This is a genomic window from Rhizobium sp. ZW T2_16, from assembly GCF_044987325.1.
Lineage (GTDB): Bacteria > Pseudomonadota > Alphaproteobacteria > Rhizobiales > Rhizobiaceae > Neorhizobium > Neorhizobium cellulosilyticum.
Genome location: NZ_JBJDRG010000005.1, coordinates 245,730 through 269,173 on the forward strand (window position 1 = coordinate 245,730; position 23,444 = coordinate 269,173).

17 protein-coding genes, 1 tRNA gene and 1 pseudogene are annotated in these 23,444 nt (G+C 60.2%); 12 read left to right on the top strand and 7 right to left on the bottom strand.

Annotation, left to right across the window (positions count from 1 at the left end):
• Positions 1-26 precede the first annotated feature (26 nt).
• From ACI3K0_RS15890 to ACI3K0_RS15900, 3 genes are all read left to right on the top strand, one after another.
• On the top strand, positions 27-1,862 hold the full coding sequence (locus tag ACI3K0_RS15890) for an ATP-binding protein (RefSeq protein WP_148145073.1): 1,836 nt from the start codon (positions 27-29) through the stop codon (positions 1,860-1,862).
• A 2-nt stretch (positions 1,863-1,864) separates the two neighbouring features.
• Positions 1,865-3,217: a sigma-54 dependent transcriptional regulator gene (locus ACI3K0_RS15895; protein ID WP_148145072.1), complete on the top strand. Its 1,353-nt coding sequence runs from the start codon at positions 1,865-1,867 to the stop codon at positions 3,215-3,217.
• A gap of 245 nt (positions 3,218-3,462) precedes the next feature.
• On the top strand, positions 3,463-5,931 hold the full coding sequence (locus ACI3K0_RS15900; RefSeq protein WP_404945614.1) for a DNA translocase FtsK: 2,469 nt from the start codon (positions 3,463-3,465) through the stop codon (positions 5,929-5,931).
• A gap of 18 nt (positions 5,932-5,949) precedes the next feature.
• Here ACI3K0_RS15900 and ACI3K0_RS15905 read toward each other — a convergent pair whose 3' ends face one another.
• The 4 genes from ACI3K0_RS15905 to ACI3K0_RS15920 form a co-directional block, all read right to left on the bottom strand.
• A complete protein-coding gene (locus ACI3K0_RS15905) occupies positions 5,950-6,687 on the bottom strand; it encodes an ABC transporter permease (RefSeq protein ID WP_404945615.1) in 738 nt (245 codons plus the stop codon).
• Complete coding sequence (locus ACI3K0_RS15910; protein WP_206826824.1) at positions 6,684-7,622, bottom strand: ATP-binding cassette domain-containing protein; 939 nt, start codon at positions 7,620-7,622, stop codon at positions 6,684-6,686. The genes ACI3K0_RS15905 and ACI3K0_RS15910 overlap by 4 nt, the downstream gene beginning before the upstream one ends.
• Entirely contained in the window at positions 7,619-8,752 is a 1,134-nt protein-coding gene (locus ACI3K0_RS15915; protein WP_404945647.1) for an ABC transporter permease, read from the bottom strand. The genes ACI3K0_RS15910 and ACI3K0_RS15915 overlap by 4 nt, the downstream gene beginning before the upstream one ends.
• A 72-nt stretch (positions 8,753-8,824) precedes the next feature.
• A complete protein-coding gene (locus tag ACI3K0_RS15920; RefSeq protein WP_404945616.1) occupies positions 8,825-9,736 on the bottom strand; it encodes an ABC transporter substrate-binding protein in 912 nt (303 codons plus the stop codon).
• 293 nt (positions 9,737-10,029) lie between these two features.
• Between ACI3K0_RS15920 and fdnG the strand changes: the two genes are divergently transcribed.
• The 9 genes and pseudogenes from fdnG to ACI3K0_RS15965 all read left to right on the top strand — a co-directional run bounded on the left by fdnG (position 10,030) and on the right by ACI3K0_RS15965 (position 20,519).
• Complete coding sequence (fdnG, locus tag ACI3K0_RS15925; protein WP_183685751.1) at positions 10,030-13,125, top strand: formate dehydrogenase-N subunit alpha; 3,096 nt, start codon at positions 10,030-10,032, stop codon at positions 13,123-13,125.
• Entirely contained in the window at positions 13,125-14,105 is a 981-nt protein-coding gene (fdxH, locus tag ACI3K0_RS15930; RefSeq protein ID WP_404945617.1) for a formate dehydrogenase subunit beta, read from the top strand. Before fdnG ends, fdxH begins: the two co-directional genes overlap by 1 nt.
• Positions 14,105-14,821 carry a formate dehydrogenase subunit gamma gene (locus tag ACI3K0_RS15935; RefSeq protein WP_206826827.1) on the top strand — a complete coding sequence of 239 codons (717 nt, stop codon included), beginning with the start codon at positions 14,105-14,107 and terminating at the stop codon, positions 14,819-14,821. Before fdxH ends, ACI3K0_RS15935 begins: the two co-directional genes overlap by 1 nt.
• A gap of 131 nt (positions 14,822-14,952) precedes the next feature.
• Entirely contained in the window at positions 14,953-15,876 is a 924-nt protein-coding gene (gene fdhE / locus ACI3K0_RS15940) for a formate dehydrogenase accessory protein FdhE (protein WP_183685753.1), read from the top strand.
• Positions 15,877-15,880: 4 nt separating this feature from the next.
• Positions 15,881-17,281 carry an L-seryl-tRNA(Sec) selenium transferase gene (selA, locus tag ACI3K0_RS15945; protein WP_148145064.1) on the top strand — a complete coding sequence of 467 codons (1,401 nt, stop codon included), beginning with the start codon at positions 15,881-15,883 and terminating at the stop codon, positions 17,279-17,281.
• Positions 17,268-18,089, top strand: a complete 822-nt coding sequence (locus tag ACI3K0_RS15950) for a tetratricopeptide repeat protein (protein WP_404945618.1) — start codon at positions 17,268-17,270, stop codon at positions 18,087-18,089. Before selA ends, ACI3K0_RS15950 begins: the two co-directional genes overlap by 14 nt.
• A pseudogene (gene selB, locus ACI3K0_RS15955) lies at positions 18,086-19,999 on the top strand (selenocysteine-specific translation elongation factor); the annotation flags it as partial. The gene ACI3K0_RS15950 and the pseudogene selB, both read left to right, overlap by 4 nt.
• Positions 20,000-20,026: 27 nt before the next feature.
• Positions 20,027-20,122 (top strand) — tRNA-Sec (locus ACI3K0_RS15960).
• 13 nt (positions 20,123-20,135) lie between these two features.
• On the top strand, positions 20,136-20,519 hold the full coding sequence (locus ACI3K0_RS15965; RefSeq protein WP_206826831.1) for a hypothetical protein: 384 nt from the start codon (positions 20,136-20,138) through the stop codon (positions 20,517-20,519).
• Positions 20,520-20,587: 68 nt separating this feature from the next.
• Here ACI3K0_RS15965 and ACI3K0_RS15970 read toward each other — a convergent pair whose 3' ends face one another.
• From ACI3K0_RS15970 to selD, 3 genes are all read right to left on the bottom strand, one after another.
• Complete coding sequence (locus ACI3K0_RS15970; RefSeq protein ID WP_404945619.1) at positions 20,588-21,655, bottom strand: transglutaminase family protein; 1,068 nt, start codon at positions 21,653-21,655, stop codon at positions 20,588-20,590.
• Positions 21,656-21,824: 169 nt separating this feature from the next.
• Positions 21,825-22,217: a hypothetical protein gene (locus tag ACI3K0_RS15975; protein ID WP_286195034.1), complete on the bottom strand. Its 393-nt coding sequence runs from the start codon at positions 22,215-22,217 to the stop codon at positions 21,825-21,827.
• 89 nt (positions 22,218-22,306) lie between these two features.
• Complete coding sequence (gene selD / locus ACI3K0_RS15980) at positions 22,307-23,356, bottom strand: selenide, water dikinase SelD (RefSeq protein WP_206828596.1); 1,050 nt, start codon at positions 23,354-23,356, stop codon at positions 22,307-22,309.
• Between the last annotated feature and the right edge of the window lie 88 nt (positions 23,357-23,444).

Consider the following 23,444-nt stretch of genomic DNA (forward strand, 5'->3'; position numbering starts at 1 on the left):
GTGCGGATTTATGCTCAATTGCGCCCATGTCTACGCCTCAGATAGCCGAGCGCCTGCCGGCAACGCGCCGCACCTGGATTGTTTTCTGCCTGGTGGCCCTTGTCGCCTGTGCCGCGGTTTTCTACGTTGCGGGTGTTTATGGACGTGCGACGGCACTTGCCGGACTGTCTTTGCAGGGCCGGACGGAGGCGAGTCTGAAAGTGGCGCTGTTGCAGGCCGTACTCGAGCGGCCGCGCGCACTGCCCCTGCTCCTGGCGCAGGACCGCGATGTGGTCGACACGTTGTCTTCCAACGATCCTGCTGCCAGGATTACCCTCAGCCGCAAGCTTGAAGAGCTGATCGCGCCTACCAAGGCGGCGGTGATCTATGTCGTCGCAGCGGATGGTATCGCGGTTTCGGCCAGCAACTGGCGCGAGGAAAAGAGTTTTGTCGGCAACGACTATACATTCCGCAGCTATTTCTCCCGCGGCATGCAGGAGGGGGGAGCGGAACATTTTGCACTCGGTTCCGTCAGCAACCGGCCGGGTCTATATATTTCATACAGGGTAGGTTCGCCAGAAAAGCCGTTGGGCGTCGTCGTCGCCAAGATGGAATTCGATCAGCTGGAGGCCGATTGGGGCGATACGCAGCGACCGTCTTTCGTCACCGACAACAATCATGCCGTGCTGATTACGACCATACCCTCCTGGCGTTTCATGACGACGAAGCCACTTCCGCAATCGAGCCTCTCGTCCATTCGCGAAAGCCTGCAGTTCGGGGATGCACCGCTTCTCCCCCTGCCGATGACGCGGCTGGAAACCCTGGCGCCGGATGCGGACATCATACGGGTTCTTCTGCCGGGAGGCGGGCAGATCCGCTATTTGCAGATCTCTGTCCCCGTTGCCTCGACTGGCTGGCATTTCCAATATCTCCTGCCGATCGACGGAGCCGTTGCTGCGGATATGCGTGAATTCCGGCTGATTGCTGCGCTGGGGCTCCTGGTCTTACTTGCCGTGACGGCGGTCTGGATCCGTCGCCGGCAGATGGCGCAGGCGCAGATCATCGGTGCATTGGCTGCGCGCGAAGAGCTTGAACGGCGTGTCGATGAGCGGACGCGCGACCTCAGCCTGACGCGTGACAATCTGCAGGCGGAAATTTCCAACCGAAAATCGACAGAGGTAAAGCTACAGGCGGTGCAACAGGATCTGGTGCAGGCTAATCGTCTTGCAATCCTTGGGCAGGTTGCCGCCGGTGTCGCGCATGAAATCAACCAGCCGGTGGCCACCATTCGGGCTTATGCCGATAATTCCAAGATTTTTCTCGAGCGGCAGCAGATACAGCCGGTGAAGGAAAATCTGGATCTTATCGCCTCTCTCACGGAGCGGATCGGCGCGATTACCGATGACCTGAAGGCGCTGGCGCGGCGCGGTCGCACGGCAGCCGAGCCGGTTTTGCTGGCAGAGGTGCTTGAAGGTGCAGTGCTGCTGCTGCAGAGCCGGTTCACGGGGTCGCTTGACATGCTGACTATCGAACCGATTGCGGCCGATCTGGAAGTGATGGGAAGCCGGTTGAGGCTGGAGCAGATCTTCATCAATCTTCTGCAGAACGCGCTTGAAGCGGTGGAGGGACGCGAGAGGGGGCGGGTTACCGTTTCGACGGTGGCGACGGATGAGAAGGTATCCGTCGGCGTGGCGGATAATGGTCCGGGAATCGCTTCCGGCATTCTCGCCGAACTGTTCCAGCCGTTCAATTCTTCCAAGGAAAAGGGGCTGGGACTTGGGCTGGTCATCTGCAAGGACATCGTGGCGGACTACGGCGGTCAGCTTGATGTAGAGACGGGTGAGACCGGGACCCGATTTACCGTTCATCTGAAAAGAGCCTGAACATGACCGAAGCCGTTCCCGTTTTTCTTATCGATGACGACAAGGATCTGTTGAAGGCGACCGCCCAGACTTTGAGCCTTGCCGGTTTCGATGTCCGCTCGTTTTCGACGGGCATCGAGGCTCTGTCGCAACTCGGCGACGGCTTTCCCGGCGTGGTCGTCTCGGATATCCGCATGCCGGGGCTGGACGGATTGCAGCTTTTCGACCGGATCGCGGGCTTCGATCGTGAATTGCCGGTCATTCTGATGACCGGCCACGGCGACATACCAATGGCGGTGAAGGCTATCCAAAATGGCGTATATGACTTCATCGCCAAGCCGTTTGCGACCGAGCGGCTGATCCAATGTGTCCGGCATGCCGCGGAAAAGCGGAGCCTCGTGATGGAAAATCGGCGGCTGCGCGCTGCCGGTGCCGAAGCTGACGACGGTTTGCCGCTGATCGGCCAGACGTCTGTCATGGAGCGGTTGCGTCATATGCTTCGCCAGATCGCCGATACCGATGTCGATGTGCTGGTGACGGGAGAAACGGGCAGCGGCAAGGAAGTGGTCGCGAGCATGCTCCATTCATGGAGCCGGCGATCGACCGGCAATTTCGTTGCGCTGAATTGTGGTGCTCTTCCCGAACAGGTGATCGAGAGTGAGCTTTTCGGTCATGAAGCAGGGGCATTTACCGGGGCACAGAAGAAGCGGGTCGGCCGGATCGAGCATTCGAGCGGCGGTACGCTGTTTCTCGACGAGATCGAGAGCATGCCGCTTTCCGCCCAGGTGCAGATGTTGCGGGTCCTTGAAATGCGCGAGGTCACACCGCTTGGCACGAACGAGGTGCGCCCGGTGGATTTGCGCGTCGTGGCAGCCTCGAAGGTCGATCTCGGTCACCCTGACCAAAGGGCGGTCTTTCGCGAGGATCTTTATTACCGGCTGAATGTGGTGACGTTGACGATCCCACCACTCAGGGAACGGCGCGAAGACATTCCGCTCCTGTTCAACTACTTCACCAGAAAGGCCGGGCAGCGTTTCGGTCGCGAGGTTTCGGACCTGCCGCGCCAGGTGGTCGAGCATCTGCGGGATCATCCGTGGCCCGGTAATGTCCGCGAGCTTTCCCATTACGCTGAGCGATTCGTGCTCGGTCTTGAACCGTCTGCACCGCTGTCGGCGCCACTGGCCAAGGGCGAAGATGGTGCGGGCCTGCCAGAGCGGGTGGAGCGTTTCGAGGCTGATATCATTCGCGAAACGCTGACCGAGTTCGGCGGTGACGTTCAACAGACGATCACAGCGCTCGGCATCCCGCGCAAGACATTTTATGACAAGCTTCAACGTCATGGAATCGTTCGAAGCGACTACGCGGAACGCCGCTGAAAGCCCTGTATTTGTGAGGTTTCTACCGCTCCGCCTCGCGGGTTGATGGTGTGGTCCAATCTTCGTTCGCTCTAAAATGATGCGGAAAAGACCGGTCTCGGAAACACCTGGTTAAGGTTTTCTTTTTATTAACAGGGACCGGTGTGATCACGTTGTTTGATGGTTTCGCGTACATGCATTTTCCGCCTTCCCGCAAAGACATTTCCCCAGTCGAAGACGCCAATTGGAGTGACGAACAAGAGTTCGTGGCCGCCAATGACGCGGAGCAGCCTCTGCCGTTGCCGGAGCCGATACCGGCGGTCGAGCTGGATCCGGAAAAGCTTCCGACATGGCAGCGCGCTTTCATACTGGCGCCCAATGTGCGCTTTACCCGCACGCCCGGCCGCGGCCCTGCCAAGCAGGACGTCGTTACCGTCGAGGAGACCGGTCATACTGAGAGCGCGGCTCCAGCACAGGCGCGGCAACCAATCGCCATCTCCATGCCCGCGGGCGAGTCGGCTCCACATCATGCAAATTCAGGTTCCCAAGTGACTAATCTCCAGCGCCGCATCGGCCAGGCATTCGCACCATCCGCGCCTGCTGTTCCCGTTTCGCAGCCGATCGAGGCAGCCATGCAGCGGGTCGTCGAACAGCCGATCTATAGTCAGCCTGTCGCGGCTGCTCCTATGCCCGCGCAGCCGGAAAGCACGCCTGCGCAAAATGCACCCACCCGCCGCGTAACGTCGATCCCGGATCATTTGATCTGGGAAATGATGAGCCTTGGTGCTTCGGAGAATATCGAGCAGAAAGCTCCGTCACGAGAATTGGCTGCGCCTCAGGTCGCGCAGAAGCCTGTTCCTGCGGCGCTGAAGCCGACCGTTACCCGTTTCGTGCCGCCGGCACCGGTGCATATTCCTGTTTCGGCCGTTGTTGAGGCCGCACCGGTCATTGCTCCCGTCGTTCACGAAGCGCCGTCTGCGATCGATCTTTATCGCCAGATCGCGATCAGACAGGTTGCGCCTTCTCCGTTCGCCGCAGAGCCGCAGTCTGTGCCGTTTATAGAGCCCGCCGCTTATGCCACGCCGATCGAAGTGGTCGCTGAACAGCCAGTGCTGGTGGCGGAACCGGTCGAAATTCAGCCCGCCGCGCCGGTTGCCGTTCGCAAGCCGCGTGTGCTGCAATTTACTGAAGACTACACCTTCCCGGATATCGATCTCCTGCAGGTCGCCGAACCGCGCGAAGAGCAGACGATGAGCCAGGAGGCGCTGGAACAGAGCGCCGGACTGCTGGAAAGCATTCTCGAGGATTTCGGCGTCAAGGGCGAGATTATCGACGTTCGTCCCGGCCCGGTCGTTACGCTTTACGAATTTGCCCCGGCTCCGGGTGTAAAATCCTCGCGCGTCATGAACCTGTCGGACGATATCGCCCGTTCGATGTCTGCTCTGTCCGCCCGCGTCGCCGTAATCCCCGGCCGCAACGTCATCGGCATCGAATTGCCGAATGTCGAACGCGAGACCGTTTATCTACGTGAACTGGTCGAGAGCAATTCCTATATCGGCACCGATTACCGCTTGCCGCTTTGCCTCGGCAAGACGATCGGCGGTGAGCCGGTTATCGCCGAACTCGCCAAGATGCCCCATCTTCTGGTTGCCGGAACGACCGGTTCGGGCAAGTCGGTTGCGATCAACACGATGATCCTGTCGCTGCTCTACCATCTTCGCCCCGAAGAATGCCGGTTGATCATGGTCGACCCGAAGATGCTGGAACTCTCCGTTTATGACGGCATTCCGCATCTGCTGACGCCGGTGGTTACCGATCCGAAGAAGGCCGTTCTGGCGCTGAAATGGGCCGTGCGCGAGATGGAAGAGCGTTATCGCAAGATGTCGCGCCTCAACGTTCGCAATATCGATGGCTTTAATGCCCGCGTCGCCGAAGCCCGTAACAAGGGCGAGACGATCATGATCAGCGTGCCGGTCGGTTTCGACCGCTCGACCGGCGAGCAGGTGTTCGAGGAACAGGCTCTCGACCTGACGGCGCTGCCTTATATTGTGGTCATCGTCGACGAGATGGCCGATCTGATGATGGTCGCCGGCAAGGAAATCGAAGGCGCTATCCAGCGTCTGGCACAGATGGCACGTGCCGCGGGCATCCACCTGATCATGGCGACCCAGCGTCCGTCCGTCGATGTCATTACCGGCACGATCAAGGCGAACTTCCCGACCCGTATCTCCTTCCAGGTGACGTCGAAGATCGACAGCCGCACGATCCTCGGCGAGCAGGGTGCCGAACATCTTCTCGGTCAGGGCGACATGCTGCACATGAAGGGTGGCGGGCGGATTGCCCGTGTCCACGGCCCGTTCGTCTCCGATTACGAAGTCGAGAAGGTCGTCGCGCATCTGAAGACGCAAGGTCAGCCCTCTTATCTCGGCAGCGTGACCGAGGACGAGGAAGAAGACGACATCGAACAGGACGAGGACGCAGCCGTCTTCGACCAGACTTCGATGGGCGCGGAAGACAATGGCGACGATCTCTATGAGCGTGCCGTCAAGATCGTGCAGCGCGACAAGAAGTGCTCGACGTCCTACATCCAGCGTCGCCTGTCGATCGGCTATAACCGTGCCGCATCGCTGGTGGAGCGGATGGAAAAGGAAGGTCTCGTCGGTGCCCCGAACCATGTCGGCAAGCGCGAGATCCTCGGGCCGCAGCAGGTTCAGCCGCGAACCAGTGAAGAGTGAGATCTATCGGAGAGCCGTCTAGGCGGCTTTCCACTTCGTCAGCGATCGTTCCAGCATCGACAGAATATCGAAGACGAGGATTGCGAGGGCGGCGACGAGAAGCGCGCCCTGCAGGATGAAGGCGAGGTTGTTCGACTGCAGTCCTGCGATGATGACTTCACCGAGTGTCTTTGCCGCCACGGTGGAGCCAATCGTGGCGGTGCCGAAACCGATGACGGTCGAAATCTTGATGCCGCCGACGATCATCGGCAGGCTGAGCGGCAGTTCTATCTGGCGGAAAATCTGAGAGCGTGTCATTCCATTGCCTTTGGCGGCATCGATGATGTTCCGCGGCACGGTCGTCAGCGCCGTCATCGTGTTCTCGAAAATCGGCAGAAGCGCGTAGAGAAACAGCGCGACCAGCGTCGGTCCATTGCCGAAGCCCATGGCCGGGACGGCCAGTGCCAGCACGGCGACCGGAGGAAAGGTCTGGCCGATATTCACTATCGCTCGGGCAAGCGGCAGGAATTCGGCGCCGAAGGGGCGGGTGACGAGGATCGCCAGTGCGACGGCAATCACCGTGGCAAGCAGAGTTGCGAAGAACACCATGCGCGCATGTAGCAGCGTCAGAGCGGCAAGATCGCCCTGATTGTAGATTGCCGGTGCATTGGCCTGAACCAGGGGCTTGAAGGCGAAGTCGAAACTCTCCGGTGAGGCGAGAAAGCCAACCAGTAGGAAGAGAAGAATGATGCGGGGTGCAAGGCGAACAAGGCTCATTGCGGCCTGGCCGCCTGGCGCAAAAGTGTCTGCAACCGTACGCGACCGAGCGGCTTGCCGTCATCCGAGACGACGGGAAGCGTATCCGCGCCGCTCCACATCAGGGCAGCCAGGGCATCCTGTCGTGTTCGGTTCTCCTCGATCGGCTCTCCGTCGGCCTCTCCTGGTTCGATTATTCCAGCCAAGGTGTCGAGCGACAGAAGCCGGAACGGACGGTCGAATGTACCAACCAGTCCTTCGACAAAGGATGTTGCAGGTGCCTTCAGGAGATCGATGGGGCGGCCATATTGCAGGAGCCTGCCCTTGTCCATCACCGCAATCGTGTCGCCGAGATGGAAAGCCTCGTTGATATCGTGGGTGACGATGACGATTGTCGTGCCGAATCGCTTCTGGATCGCCAGAAGCTCGTCCTGCGCCTTGCTGCGCAGAACCGGGTCCAGCGCGCCAAAGGGTTCGTCCATCAGCAGGATTTTCGGTTCGGCCGCAAGCGCGCGGGCGACGCCGACACGTTGCTGCTGGCCACCGGAAAGCTGGTGCGGATAGCGGTTTGCAAAAGCTGCGGGATCGAGCTGGAAGAGATCGAGCAGTTCGGCAACCCGCGCGTCGATCCGCGATTTCTCCCATTTGAGCAGGCGCGGCACGGTTGCGATGTTTTCGGCGACAGTACGGTGGGGAAACAGGCCATGGCCCTGGATCGCATAACCGATACGCCGCCGCAGTTCGTGGCCGGGAATGTTGCGCGTGTCTTCCCCGCCGATCAGGATCGTGCCCTCGTCCTGCGAAACGAGCTGATTGATCATCCGCAGAAGTGTCGTCTTGCCGGAACCGGATGTGCCAACCAGTACGGCAATCGTGCCCTCGGGGACCGCGAACGAGACGCTGTCGACCACGGCCTTGCCGCCATAACGCTTGGTGACGGACTGGATATCGATCATGTGGCGCGGACCTCGCTGCCGGGTGCTCTGCTGAAATCCACCAGCGCATCGAGGACGATGGCGGCGACGAATGACATGGCGACGGTCGGCAATGCGCCGAGCAGAACGAGGTCCATCGCCGACTGACCTAGCCCCTGGAAGACGAAGACCCCCATGCCGCCGCCGCCGATCAGCGCCGCAATCGTCGCCATGCCAATATTCTGGATCAGGACGATGCGGATTGCTGCAAGCAGGCTCGGGAAGGTCAAGGGGAACTCGATCGAGACGAGCCGCTGAAAGTCGGTCATGCCGGCGCCGCGTGCGGCATCATTGGCCTCGCGCGGCACGTTTTCGAGACCGGCGACCGTGTTGGCGACGACCGGCAGGAGCGAATAAAGCACGAGTGCGACGAAGGCGGGTGCTGTCCCTATGCCGGAAATGCCGATTGCGGCGGCTCCGGGTATGTGCGCGGCCACCCAGCCGAGCGGCAGGATCAAAAGGCCGAAGAGGGCAATCGAGGGGATGGTCTGCAGGATATTGAGCGTGTTGAGTGCCGCCGCCCGCAGCCATGATATGCGATGGGAGATGACGCCGAGCGGCAGACCGATCAGGAAGGCGACCAGCATGGAGCCGAGCGCCAGCATCGCATGACGCGACATCTCGGCCCAGAATGCATCCGAGCGGTTCACATATTCCTTCATCACCGAGATATCGGCGAGGATGCCGGATGCGAATATGCCGCCGATCACAGTCGCCGCGATGACCAGCAGCAGCAGTCGTGCAGCCGGTGAAAGCCTGAGCCTGGCGACGACGTCGATGAAGGCGAGCGAGAGGCTGAACAGAAGCAGCCAGAAGCCCGAGCCGGGCGATACCCGGGCATAGGTATTGCCTGGTGGAAGTCCGGCATGCGCCGCTCCTCCGAGAGCCAGAATGGCGGCAAGCAGTCCGGCCGTCGCGATTGCCAGCCGCGCGAGAGGCGGCAGGCGAATGAGAAGACAGACGGCGACGATCACCATGGCTGCGGCCAGCGCGATGCCGGAGACGGACGGCAGCCCCTCGATCAGCGAGCGTCCCTGTCCCTGCAGGATACGGTTCGGCTTGACCACGATGAAGGGGAGCGCAAAGGTCGCAACCAGGATGAGGGCGCCCATCAGCACGCCCGTCTTTTCCAGCCCTCTGAGCAAGCCGCTGCCCTTTCTCTCGGTGTTAAAGCTATGCGGGACTTACTTGAGGAAGCCGTTTTTCTTCAAAAAGTCCTCGGCGACGGTCTTGGCCGGCTCGCCGCCCACCTGAACGCGGCCGTTCAAATCCTGAAGGGTCACGAGATCCAGTTTCTCGAAGACGGGCTTCAGCAACTCGGCAATCTTCGGGTTCTTTTCGAGCGTTGCCTTACGGATGATCGGGGCCGGTTGATAGACCGGCTGAACCTTCTTGTCGTCATCGAGCACCACGAGGCCGGAAGGCGCGATGCCGCCATCCGTGCCGTAGACCATGGCCGCATTGGCGCCATTCGTCTGGTTGGCTGCTGCTGCGATCGTTGCTGCCGTGTCGCCACCCGAAAGCGTGATCAGCTGCTCGGGCTTGAGCTTGAAGCCGTAGGTCGTCTGGAAAGCAGGAAGGGCGGCTGCCGAATTTACGAATTCGGCCGATGCGGCAAGAACGATATCGCCGCCGCCGGCGATGAACTTGCCGAAATCCGAGAGCGTTTTGAGCTTGTTTTCATCCGCAGCATCCTGACGCACGGCGATGCCCCAGGTATTGTTGGCGGGTGAGGGTGTCAGCCAGACAATCTTGTTTGCGTCGAGATCGAGCTTCTTCACCGTGTCATAGGCTTGTACCGGATCTTTCCATGCCGGATCATCGGCTTTTTCGAAGAAGAAGGCGCCGTTGCCGGTATATTCCGGATAGATGTCGATCTCGCCGGCCGTAATCGCCTTGCGCAGAACCGGCGTCGCACCGAGCTGGATGCGGTCGGTCGCCTCGATATTGTTGGCCTTCAGCACCGACAGGATGATGTTGCCGAGCACGCCGCCCTCGGTGTCGATCTTCGACGAGACGACGACCTGTGCCGATGCCGCCGTGGCGGAGAGGGACAAGGCGAGTATAAAGCCCGCAAACTTAGTGGTGAGCGACATCGGAGCTTCCCTGATTTCCTGGAACCGGCCGCAATGCCGGCGCGTTTGATGAAGTGGTTCGCAGGAAAGCTAGAGCGCCGGTCAAAAGTGTCGAGGACGATTCCACTAACGAATGCCCGGAAGTAGAAAAACCTTCGTTTTTTATCGAGTTAAGGCGAAAAGTAAGGCGCTGGAACGTTGTTTGTCGAAATCCGTCACAATGTCGGCACTCAGGTCGCCGTTAACTTGACATGAGGTGGCTCCGGCATAATGTCGCACCTGGTTCGTTCTTTTAGAATGGAGAAAAGTTCACAATGAATATGGACCTCTCGAGGCGCAGCTTTTTGAAGCTCACCGGGGCAGGGGTTGCGGCGACTTCCATGGGCGCGTTGGGTTTTAGCGAAGCTGAAGCTGCTGAAATCGCTCATGTGCGGCCATTCAAGCTGGCCACAACCACGGAAACCCGCCAGACCTGTCCTTACTGTTCCGTCGCTTGCGGCATCATCATCTATTCCAAGGGTGATGTGCGCAAGGGTGACAATGCGGAAGTTATGCACATCGAAGGCGATGTCGACCACCCCACCAATCGCGGGACGCTCTGTCCCAAGGGGGCGGCGCTAAAGGACTTTGTAAAGTCGCCGACTCGCCTCCTCTACCCGATGCATCGCAAGCCCGGTTCGGACAAATTCGAACGCATGTCCTGGGACGAGGCTCTCGACCGCATCGCGCGGCTGATGAAGGACGACCGCGACGCCAACTTTCTCGCCAAGAACGAGAAGGGACTGGATGTCAATCGCTGGACGACGACGGGTATGCTCGCAGCGTCGGCCACCTCCAACGAAACGGCTTGGGCAACTTTCAAGTTCGCCAAGTCCATAGGTATAGTCGGTTTCGATAATCAGGCACGCGTCTGACACGGCCCCACGGTGTCCAGTTTGGGCCCAACTTTTGGCCGTGGTTCAATGACGAATGCTTGGACCGACATCAAGAATACCGACCTCGTCGTCGTCATGGGCGGCAACGCGGCGGAAGCGCATCCCTGTGGATTTAAATGGGTGACGGAAGCAAAGGCCCATCGCGGCGCCAAGCTGATCGTCGTTGACCCGCGCTATACCCGTACGGCCTCCGTATCGGATTATTATGCGCCGATCCGCCAGGGTTCCGACATCGCCTTCCTCAATGGTGTGATGAAATATTGCATCGATAACGGCAAGGTGCAGTGGGAATACATGAAGGCGTTCACCAACGCCTCGTTCATCGTGAAAGACGGTTTCGGCTACAAGGATGGCCTGTTTACCGGCTATGACGAAGAAAAGCGCGACTACGACAAATCCACCTGGGATTATGTCATGGGCGATGACGGCTTTGCCGTGACCGACCCGACGCTTGAGCATCCCCGTTGCGTCTGGAACCTCTTGAAGGAGCATCTCGCCCCTTACACGCCGGAACTGGTCGAACAGGTCTGCGGCACGCCGAAGGAGAAATTCCTGAAGGTTGCCGAGATGATCTCGGAATGCTCTAAACCGACCAAGACAATGACGTCGATGTATGCGCTAGGCTGGACCCAGCATTCCAAGGGTTCGCAGAACATCCGCGCCATGGCGATGCTGCAGCTGATCCTTGGCAATATCGGTGTACGCGGTGGCGGCATGAACGCGCTTCGTGGCCACTCGAATATCCAGGGTCTGACGGACCTCGGCCTGATGTCCCATCTCCTCACCGGTTATCTGACGATGCCGACTGAGAAGGACACCGACTTCGAGACCTACATGTCGACGCGCCAGTTCAAGCCGCTTCGTCCGGGGCAGACCAGCTACTGGCAGAACTACAAGAAGTTCATGGTCTCGTTCCAGAAGGCCATGTGGGGCGACGCTGCGACGGCCGAAAATGGCTGGGCGTTCAACTACATACCGAAACTCGACGTTCCGGCATACGATGTCCTTCGCATGTTCGAACTGATGAACAGCGGCAAGGTCAACGGCTATATCTGCCAGGGTTTCAACCCGATCCTCGCCTTCCCCAACCGGGCCAAGATCACGTCTTCTCTGTCGAAGCTGAAGTTCATGGTCACCATGGACCCGCTGGAAACCGAGACCTCACGGTTCTGGGAAAACCACGGCGACTTCAACGACGTGGACACCGCATCCATCAACACCGAAGTGTTCCAGCTGCCGTCGACCTGCTTTGCCGAGGAAGACGGATCGCTCACCAATTCGGGCCGCTGGCTGCAGTGGCACTGGCAGGCAAGCTCGCCTCCGGGCGAAGCCAAGCACGACAGCTGGATCATAGCCCAGATCTTCCTGCGCATGCGGGAACTGTATCGCAAGGAAGGCGGTGCTTTCCCCGATCCTATCCTCAACCTGTCTTGGGCTTACGAAGACGAGAACGAACCGACGGCGGAAGAGCTGGCGAAGGAGATCAACGGCCGCGCGCTGAGCGATCTCATGGACCCGACCGATCCGAGCAAGGTTCTGGTTGCTGCCGGCAAGCAGGTGGTCAACTTCTCGCAGCTTCGCGACGACGGCTCGACCATGGCCGGCTGCTGGATCTATTCCGGCTGCTGGAACGAGCAGGGCAATAATATGGGTCGTCGTGACAACCACGATCCGGACGATACCGGCGCCTATCTGGGCTGGACTTTCGCCTGGCCGCTGAACCGCCGCACGCTCTACAACCGTGCATCCGCGGATATTAACGGCAAGCCTTGGGATCCGACCCGCAAGCTGCTCGAATGGGATGGTTCCAAGTGGACGGGTTATGACGTTCCCGACATTTCGCCGACGGCGAAACCGCAGGATGTCGGCCCGTTCATAATGAACCAGGAAGGTGTTTCGCGTCTGTTCGCTCGCGGCATGATGCGTGACGGTCCGTTCCCGGCACACATGGAGCCGTTCGAAAGCCCGGTCGAAAACGTCTTCAATCGCAAGATGCGCGGCAACCCGGTTGCCCGCGTGTTCAAGTCGGACGCCGAACAGCTCGGTACGTCGGCGGAGTTCCCCTATGCGGCGACCTCCTACCGTCTGACCGAACATTTCCACTACTGGACGAAGCACAACCGGGTGAACTCGGCGCTTCAGCCGGAATTCTTCGTGGAAATCTCGGAAGAGCTGGCTGCGGAAAAGAAAATCGAGCATGGCGGCTGGGTCCGGGTATGGTCCAAACGTGGTTCGATCAAGGCCAAGGCCGTGGTGACGAAGCGCATCCGGCCGCTCATCTGCGACGGAAAGCCGGTGCATATCGTCGGTATTCCGCTGCACTGGGGCTTTACCGGTTCGGCGAAGAAGGGTTTCGGCCCGAATTCGCTCGCGGCCTTTGTCGGTGACGCCAATATCGAAACTCCGGAATCGAAGGCGTTCCTCGTCAATATCGAACCTTCGACCGCACCCAAGGACAAGGAGGCAAGCGTCTGATGGCCAATACCATGGACAGCCCGCGCACCGCCGTCAGCAATCCGCCGGTGCAGCCGATGGAAACCAACCTGACGCAGCGTGACCTCATCCGTCGCTCTGCCACATCCGAGCTGCCGCAACCTGAGCGGCAGCTCACTCCCGTCGCAAAGCTCATCGACGTTTCAAAATGCATCGGCTGCAAGGCCTGCCAATCGGCCTGCGTTGAGTGGAACGACACCAATCCGGCTATCGGCGAAAACGTCGGGGTCTATACGAACCCGCACGATCTTTCCGCCGACATGTTCACGCTCATGCGGTTTACCGAATGGGTGAACCCGGAGACCGACAATCTGGAATGGCTGATTCGCAAGGACGGCTGCATGCATTGTGCCGATCCGGGCTGTCTGAAGGCCTGCCCGTCGCCGGGCGCGATCGTGCAGTATTCGAACGGCATCGTCGACTTCGTGCATGAGAATTGCATCGGCTGCGGTTATTGCGTGAAGGGCTGTCCCTTCAACATTCCCCGCATCTCGAAGACGGATCACAGGGCTTACAAATGCACGCTCTGTTCCGACCGCGTTGCCGTGGGCCAAGGCCCGGCCTGCGCCAAGGCCTGTCCCACACAGGCGATCGTCTTCGGCACCAAGGAAGACATGAAGAAACATGCGGAAGGCCGGATCGCAGATCTGAAGTCGCGCGGTTATGCCAACGCCGGTCTATACGACCCACCGGGCGTCGGCGGCACGCACGTCATGTATGTGCTGCACCATAACGACAAGCCGCATATCTATGCGGACCTGCCGGACAACCCTGCCATTTCCGCCGTCGTGCAGACGTGGAAGGGTGCGACCAAATATGCCGGTCTCGCAGTGATGGGGCTTGCTGCGGCAGGCACGATCCTGCACGGCCTGTTCGCCAAGGCCAACCGCGTGTCGAAACACGAGGAACAGGAAGCGCAGGAAGCCGTTGATCACGCCGACAAGCGTGAGGAGGACGCCTGATGAGCAGTCTAGCGGATAACACCTCTGCCAACGTCGCAGCTGCCAAGGCGGGTGCCGAAGACACGATCCGACGTGGCCCGCCGGTCGAAGTCGTTCGCTACGGCATCGGCAAACGCATCAATCACTGGGTCACTGCGATCAGCCTGATCCTGCTGCTGTTGTCCGGCCTTGCCATGTTCCACCCGTCGCTGTTTTTCCTGACCGACCTCTTCGGCGGGGGGCAGATGACGCGCTGGATCCACCCGTGGATCGGCATCGTGCTTTTCATCTCCTTCTTCATCCTGTTCGCGCAGTTGTGGAAGCTGAACCTGCCCAACCGGGATGACGTGAAATGGGCCTCGCAGATCGGTGACGTGATCGGCGGACATGAGGAGCGATTGCCGGAACTCGGCAAATACAATGCCGGCCAGAAGTTCATTTTCTGGGGCATGGCGGCGCTCATTATCGTGCTGATTGCCACCGGCATCATGGCCTGGGAACAGTATTTTGGTTTGCTGACCAGCATACCGACCCAGCGTGTGGCACTTCTGGTCCACTCACTTGCCGCCGTTGCCATTATCCTGGTCTTCATCCTGCATGTCTATGCGGCTATCTGGACACGCGGCACGATCAGCGCCATGACGCGCGGAACCGTGACCGGCGGCTGGGCCTGGCGCCACCATCGCAAGTGGTTCAAGGACATGGCTGGACGCGGCAGGATCGATCCGGCAGAATAACAAGGAAGGGCGTTGCGCGCCCATGCGTGCGACGCCCCTTAGGTTTCAACGACGCATCTGTTCTTCGAGGCTGTCTGCCTTCGAAACAACGCGCGACAGGAAGCTGTGGCCGGTCGGCCCCGCGAGGTAGAATGTCCGTATCATCCCTACAGCCCGATCCATCTATGATCGGGGGCATTTCCAAGGCGCCTTTTGCCCTGATGCCGCACCCGGCCCGCTTGTTCAAGGAACGGGCTACACGCTTCGAGGTGTTGGCCGAAACCAGCAATCTCGCTCCTTATCTCAAATTTCTTGCCGGTATCGCGCGCATTCAGGCCGATCTCGTTTCCGAGCTGGCGCCTTTAGAGCCGATCGAAACCGGGCAAGCTGCGCGTGCTCGCGAAGGTGCCATGCCGCCGATCGATCGTTCAGCGATGATCCTGTCGGACGATTATCGCAAGACCGTGAGGCTTTTCCTCGATCGTGCGCAGGCTCTGGAAATGCCGGCAGCTGCGGCGGAAGCGCTGAAAGCGGTTCGTTCCGCCGATGACGATACGCTTGCCTGGATGGCAGAGAACGTGATCACTGACAGCCTGCCGGTGGAAAGCCTTGCGCATCACCTCTATGTCGCCGCCGCGACGCAGGTTCATGCGGCACGCCTTGCCGCCACGCTTGATGGCAAGGCGCTGGTACCGGTATCCGTCGGTGTCTGCCCATCCTGTGGCGGCAAACCGGCCGGATCCATGGTGATCGGCGTGCAGGGGGCGGAAGGAGCGCGTTACGCCTGCTGCTCCTGCTGCGCGACGATGTGGAACGAAGTTCGGGTGAAATGCCTCGCCTGCGGCTCGACCAAGGGTGTTGGCTATCGCGCGGTTGAAATCGATGGTGGCGAGGACTCCGTGATCAAGGCCGAAACCTGCGATAGCTGTAACAGCTGGAGCAAGATCCTCTATCAGAACAAGAACCCGACGCTGGAAGTGATTGCCGACGATGTTTCAAGCCTCGGCCTCGACATTTTGATGAAGGAAACCGATTATCGCCGTGCGGGCTTCAATCCCTTCCTGATCGGATACTGAGCCGATGCCGGGATTAGCCGATCTTCGCCATCTGCCATCCGTCGACCGGATGATGAACCTGCCTTCAATTGCGCCTCTGATCGAGCGCCATGGCCGCGGCGTGGTGACCGACGAGTTGAGGGGCGTGCTTGTCGATATCCGGGAAGCGGTGAAGGCCGGCGCCGAGGTTCCCGATGAGGCGGGTGTGCTCGCCTCGCTCATCAGCCGCCTCGGTTATCTGGAAAAGTCCAATCTGCGGCCTCTCTTCAATCTCACAGGCACGGTGCTTCATACCAATCTCGGTCGCGCGCTGCTTGCAGAAGAAGCAATCGCCGCGGCAGTCGACGCGATGCGGGATGCGGCAGCGCTCGAATTCGATCTCGATACCGGCAGGCGCGGTGAACGAGACAGCCATTTGCGCGAGCTTCTTTGCGAACTGACCGGAGCCGAGGACGCGACGATCGTCAACAACAATGCGGCGGCCGTGCTGATTTCGCTCAATGCGATCGGTGCCGGGCGTCAGGCGATCGTTTCACGCGGTGAGCTGATCGAGATCGGCGGCGCATTCCGAATGCCCGACATCATGGAGCGCGCTGGCGTTGAGCTAGTAGAAGTCGGCACGACCAACCGCACGCATCCGCGCGACTATATCAAGGCGGTCGGGCCTGAGACTGCGCTGATCCTCAAGGTTCACACTTCCAACTACCGGATCGAAGGGTTTACGGCGGAGGTCGAGGGTGCCGAGCTTGCGAGGATCGCCAGGGATCTGGGGGTTGCGCTGCTGAACGATCTCGGATCCGGCACGCTGGTCGATCTTTCTCGCTACGGGCTCGCCAAGGAGCCAACCGTGCGCGAGGCTATAGTGGAAGGCGCCGATCTCGTGACGTTTTCCGGCGACAAGCTGCTTGGCGGGCCGCAGGCGGGCTTCATCGTCGGCCGCAAGCACCTGATCGCCGAAATCAACCGCAACCCGCTGAAGCGGGCACTGCGGGTCGACAAGATCCGCATCGCAGCGCTTGCCGCAACGCTGAAACTCTATCGTGATCCGGATCGACTGGGCGAACGCCTGCCGACGCTGCGCATGCTGTCACGCAAGCAGCCGGAAATCCGGGCGCAAGCGGAGCGTCTGTTGCCACAAGTCACATCGCTGCTGCAGCGACAAGGTTACGGTGTCGAGATCTGTCCGTGCTCGAGCCAGATCGGCTCCGGGGCGCTGCCGGTCGATACTGTCCCGAGTGCCGGGTTGCGGATCACTGCCGCATCAGGCAGTGCGCTGGAAGCACTGGCATCACTGTTCCGCTCGTTGCCGCGGCCGATCCTTGGACGGTTGCAGGATGGCGCCATGGTGCTGGATCTGCGTTGCCTTACCGATGAAAATTCCTTCATCGCGAGCCTTTCCGAGGGGACCGGTCATGCGTTGGCTTGACCGGCTGCGCGGCAAGGCGGCGGAAACTGCGGCTGATACGGTTTCTGTCGAGATGGAGCGTGCTCTGGCTGCGGCCAATGCCGGCGATTACGAAACGGCGTTGGCGCTTTGGGAGCCGCTCGCTCGTGCGGGCAATGCCCGTGCCCAGAACAATATCGGGGCCTGTTTTGCCGAAGGTCTCGGTGTGGCATCCGACCGGCCGCTGGCGCTGAAATGGCTGACATTGTCAGCTGAAGCCGGCGATCCTGTTGGCCAGCGTAACTGCGCGGCCTTCTACATGCAGGGTTCCGACGCAATCGGGTCTGATGCGGATCCGGCAAGGGCAGCAAAGCTTTATCGCCTTGCCGCGGAACAGGGAGATGCCCCGGCTCAGGATATGCTGAGCTGGCTTCTGCTCGAAGGCGAGATCATCCCGTCCGATCCTGCAGAGGCAAAGTCATGGGCCGAACAGGCAGCCGAAGCCGGCATCGCGGCCTCTATGACCCGCCTCGGCATGCTCTACCACAATGCGCTCGGTGTCGAACGTGATCCGGCACAGGCCGTCTACTGGTGGCGCAAGGGAGCCGCGGGTGATGATGCGGATGCGCAGGCCATGCTGGGAGCTGCCTACCATATGGGTGCAGGAATGCCGGCCGACCGCGTTGATGCACTCGCATGGCTGCTTCGTGCCCTGAATGGCGGCAGCGCTCTTGCCCAGCCGTTTCTGAACGCGGCTCGCGAAAACCTCACGTTGGCCGAGACGACGGAAGCTGAACGCCGCGCGAAACTGCCGCTCTCGGAGATTATCGCCGCGCGAGGCAAGTCATGATCATCGGAACCGCAGGCCATATCGATCACGGCAAGACGGCGCTTGTTAAGGCGCTGACCGGTACCGACGCCGACCGGCTGAAGGAAGAAAAGGCGCGCGGCATCACCATTGATCTTGGTTTTGCCTATGCCAAGTTTTCAGGCGATGTCGTCACCGGTTTTATCGACGTGCCCGGCCATGAGCGTTTCATCCACACCATGCTGGCGGGTGCAGGTGGAATTGACTACGCGCTGTTGGTGGTGGCGGCCGATGACGGGATCATGCCGCAGACCCGAGAACATCTCGCCATTCTGGACCTGCTCGGTATCGACCGTGGTATCGTTGCGCTGACCAAGGCTGATCTGGCGGATGAAGAGCGGACCGCCACGGTTTCCAATGAGATCCAGGCCCTGCTTGCCCCCACGCGCCTGAGCGGTATCGATATCCTGCCGGTCTCTGCGCTGACGGGCCAAGGTATCGAGGAGCTTAAGTCGATCCTTGCCGAGGCCGAGCGGGCAACTGTCGAGACTGCGATTGACGGCCGCTTCCGTCTTGCCATCGATCGTTCTTTCACGCTTTCGGGTGCCGGCACCGTCGTCACTGGCACGGTTCTTTCCGGTTCGGTTGCGATCGGCGATGCGGTTACCGTCTCGCCTTCGGGCCTGTCGGCCCGTATCCGCTCCATCCACGCGCAAAACCAGAAGGTCGAGCGCGGGTTTGCCGGACAACGCTGCGCGCTCAATCTCGCCGGTGAGGCGATCGCCAAGGATGCAATTCATCGCGGCGACATGGTGGTCGACCCTCTCCTGCACGCTCCGACTGACCGGATCGATGCCGAGCTCTCGGTGCTGGCGAACGAGCCCAAGGCGATCGGCCAGTGGTTTTCGGCGCGTTTTCATCATGAAAGCGTCGAGACCGGAGTGCGCATAGTGCCGCTCGAAGGGCCGGTGGCGCCGGGCACGACCGCTCGCGTGCAGCTTGTGCTCGATCGTGCGATTGCAGCAGCGGTTAGAGATCGTTTCATCCTGCGCGATGTTTCGGCTCAACGCACCATAGGTGGTGGATCTCTCATCGACCTGAGGCCGCCCGCCAGAAAACGGCGCACGCCTGAGCGGCTAGAACAGTTGGCGGCCGCGAGCAGGCCCACTGCAGCCGAACAGCTTGCCGCATTGCTGGATACCGCGCCCTACCTGGTCGATCTCGACGCATTTGCCCGCGACCGTGCGATGGCACCACCGCAATTGACGACCGTGACGGACGCAGCCGGTATCGTGTTGGTCGAAGCTGGAGGTGTCGGTTACGCCATGTCGGCCGCCCATCGCGGGGCCTTTTCCACGCAACTGATCGAACTGTTGACGACCTTCCACGCGGAAAACCCGGAGTTGCAGGGCCAAGGCCGCGAGCGGCTGCGCATGGCTATGACGCCGCGCCTTCCAGCACCTGCTTTCCTCGCCGTCATGCGTGTCGAAGCCGCGATCGGCAATATCGTGCTTGAGGGCGCGTTTCTACGCTTGCCCACCCATGTGGCGCAGTTGGGGGAGGAGGAAGAAGCACTCTATTCCGAAATTCTGCCGTATCTGACCGGTGAAAACCGTTTCCGCCCGCCGCGCGTGCGCGATCTTGTCGAACTGATCGGCGTCGAAGAGCGCGAGATACGGCGTGTGCTGAAACTTTGTGCCCGGCTCGGTCGTGTCGACCAGATCCGCCACGACCACTTCTTCACCCGCGAAACCACGGCGGAGATGGTGCGGATCGTGCGCGAGCTGGCGGCCGTGGCGGAACATGGGGAATTCGTTGCCGGATCCTTCCGGGACCGGGTCAACAACGGTAGAAAGGTCGCGATCGAAATCCTCGAGTTTTTCGATCGCCATGGTGTAACCTTGCGGCGCGGTGATCTTCGCCGTATCAACCCGCATCGGCTCGACCTGTTCGGCCTGTCCGGTCCTGATGCCGAAAATGGAAGAGAATCGTCCCCGGTGGGGCGTCCGGACTTCAAATCCGGGTGGGGCAGCGACGCTGTCTTGGGTGGGTTCGACTCCCATTCTCTTCCGCCATCAGGAGAAAGTCATGAGTAGTCCTCCCGCCGATAGCGATTTCGACGACTGGGTGATCGACACCTATGCCGAGACCGGCTCTTTCACCATGCTCTTCATTCTGGTCTCGATCAGGGAAACCAAGGTGGAACTGCTGCGCTCCGCATATCTGCATGTGGTGGGCGACGAGTTGCGCTGGCCCGACATGACGAACCTTTTTAGAGGCGCTGGTGTCAACTGGTCCGGCGCCGTGTTCTACCGTGCCGGTCGTGAGGGGCTTGTAGAAGATCCGGAGGCCAAGGCGCGTCTGGCTTCACTGGGGCGTAAGCTGGAAGAGGACCGGTCGTTGATCCGAGATGGCGAGTTTTTCAATGAAGATGGGCTTCGGCTAATGATCGAGGAAATCAAACCGCACTGATCGCAGCATACCCCTCCCATAAAAAACCACCCGCAAAGGCGGCTTTTTATGGGATCAAACGACCAGTATCAGCCCGTGATTTCCTTGGAGGAAATCGAATAGGCGAATGTCTTCGGGCTCAGGCAATCCACTTCGCCGCGCGACGTGAAGGCTGCGGGATACATGAAGAAATTCTGGCGGATTTCGTTGCCAGGCAGGGTGATGTCACGGGCTGTGTTGTAACCAATCCAGTTCATTTCCCAGTTGCCGAAAGCCTTCTGGCGGAAAGCCTGGACGGCATCGTTGTCGAGTGGCAATTTCTCCTCCAGCACAACCTTGCGGACGTCTGCCGGGTCGACCGGAATCCAGCCCTGGCCTTCAAGATAGACTTCGGCGCGACAGTGCTGTGCACCGGTAATGTCGCCGGCGCGGCCGAGTGCCTTGAATTGTTCCGATGTCGCCACGCGAACACCAAAGACGTCACGGGCAGGAAGGCCAGCGGCACGGGCAAGCGCCGTGTACAGGCTGTTGATGTCGGCGCACTTACCGCCGAAATAACCGCTTTCCAGCATGTCCTTCACATTACCGACGCCGCAGCCGGCGACATTGGCGTCGCGGAAGGTGTTCTCGACAACCCAGTCATAGATTGCGCGGGCCTTGTCCTCGTCTTTCTCACGGGCGCCGATGATCTTCATCGCCGTATCCTTGACGATGCCGTCGATCGGCGCGCTCGGCGTGGCGACGAGAGCGGCATCAAGTTCGGCCTGTGATACCGCAACGCCGTCGGCGATGCGATTGCGTGTCTGGACCATCTGGGTGAATTCGATGCTTCGTTTTCCGTCAGCCTGCCACTCGACAGATAGAATATCAGCGCCTGATATGGCATCCTTCTTGATTGCGATCTGCTTCGAATCGGACGTCCAGTGCGGCGCAGATGCCTTCTGGTATTCGCCAGCCGACTGGGCAACAGGCAGCCACAGCTTTGCCGGGCCTGTCGTGTCCGTGAGGTCTACCTTGGTCGTTACCTCGAATGTGCGCCATGCGGCGATATCAGCCGCTTTGTCGGCAGCGAAAACCTGGTTTGCGCCGCGGGAAACGAAAGCGGCGGCAAGAGAGGCTGTTGCGGCCTGGCTGAGAAAACGGCGACGGTTCAACATACTGGGTCCAACTCCTGTCGGCTGCGCATCACGCTGACCCATAACGGTTTCAGTACGTACAATGCGCGGCTCAAATTGCGATATAATGTCGCTTGGACTTACGCCTTTGCAGCAGTCGGCGAAACAGGAATTGTAGTTTTCAAGCTTTTTTGAGCGGTTCCCTCGGAAATCAGCAACCCTGTCTGGCCTCTGCCGCACCGACTGCGGGCTGCTCGCTGGGTACTGCCATGGCGAGATCAAGACCGCGCGCAGTTGGTGGCTGCCAGGTTCTGGATTCGGGCAGCGCGCCTTGGGGATTGGTTCCCATATGGGCGCCACCTGTGCCGCCGGTCCAGCCGGTCGAACCTATATTTCCGGGCGCGGTGCCATCGGCACTCCGGCGATCCGGCGCGGTTGCCGCTTCGGCCTTATTGGCTGAATTGCAGTCGCCTTTGCCTTCAAGGCTCTGGGCGGAAGGCGGAGAGCCGCTATTTTGCGTTTGGGCTGCCACCGGAACAACTGCCATCATCATGGCAGAGACGGCAAGAGAGGTCAGAAATCTGGCGTGAAAGACGGGCATCATGGGAACTCCTTCCATCGCCCACAACGTATGTGCACAAAGGCGAGTTCCCTTGGATAATCCGGTTGGATGACCGGATCAGACGAAGTCGATCAGCCGTTGACGACGATCCCGGCTGCGCCGTCTTCGACCGTGCCGACAATGGTTGCCAGCGGATAACCCGCATCCCGCGCCTGCTTTACCATCGCATCCGCCTTATCGGCAGCAACGGCAACCAGCAGGCCGCCAGAGGTTTGCGGATCTGCGAGCAACATCCTCTGCCATTCGGGCATATTTTCCGGCAGCGTAATCGCATCGCCATAGCTCGCCCAGTTGCGGACGGACGCCCCGGTAATGAAGCCCTGTTGCGCCAGTTCCTCGGCCTTCGCCAGAAACGGGATGTCGGCAAGGTTCAGCCGCAAGGTCAACCCGGAGGCACGCGCCATTTCCAAACCGTGGCCGAGAATGCCAAAGCCGGTAACGTCGGTGATGGCGTGAACGTCAATATCGGCGGCAAGCGTTGTGCCGACCTTGTTGAGCAGTGTCGTCGAGGCGATCATCTCGTCATACGCCTTTTTCGGCAGAGCATTCTTCTTGATAGCAGAGGAATAGATGCCAATGCCGATGCCCTTGGTGAGGATGAGCTTGTCGCCGGCCTTTGCTCCGCCATTGCGGCGCACTTGACTGGGGTGACAGATGCCGATCACGGCAAGACCATAGATCGGCTCGACGCTGTCGATGGAATGACCGCCCGCAACCGGGATACCGGCTTCAGCGCAGATCGATGCGCCACCTTCGAGGATTTTCGAGATCTTCTCCGGCTCCAGCTTGTTGATCGGCATACCCAGGATCGCAAGCGCCATGATCGGCTTGCCGCCCATGGCATAGACATCGGAAATGGCGTTGGTGGCGGCGATGCGGCCAAAATCGTAGGGGTCGTCCACCATCGGCATGAAGAAGTCTGTGGTGGCAATCACGCATGTATTGTCGTCGATCTGCCAGACAGCGGCGTCGTCTGACATCTCGTTTCCGACCAGAAGTTGTGCAAACGGCTGCGCGGCCGGCTGGCCTGCCAGCAATTTCTGCAGGACGGCGGGCGCAAGCTTGCAGCCGCAACCGCCGCCATGGGCAAGCTCGGTCAGACGAGGAGACGACATATCCATAGTATTCCTCCTTCGGATCGTGCCGTGATCATGGTTCGCGTGGCACGGGTTATGGAGGTGATAACGCCTTGATAACCGCGCGTCTATC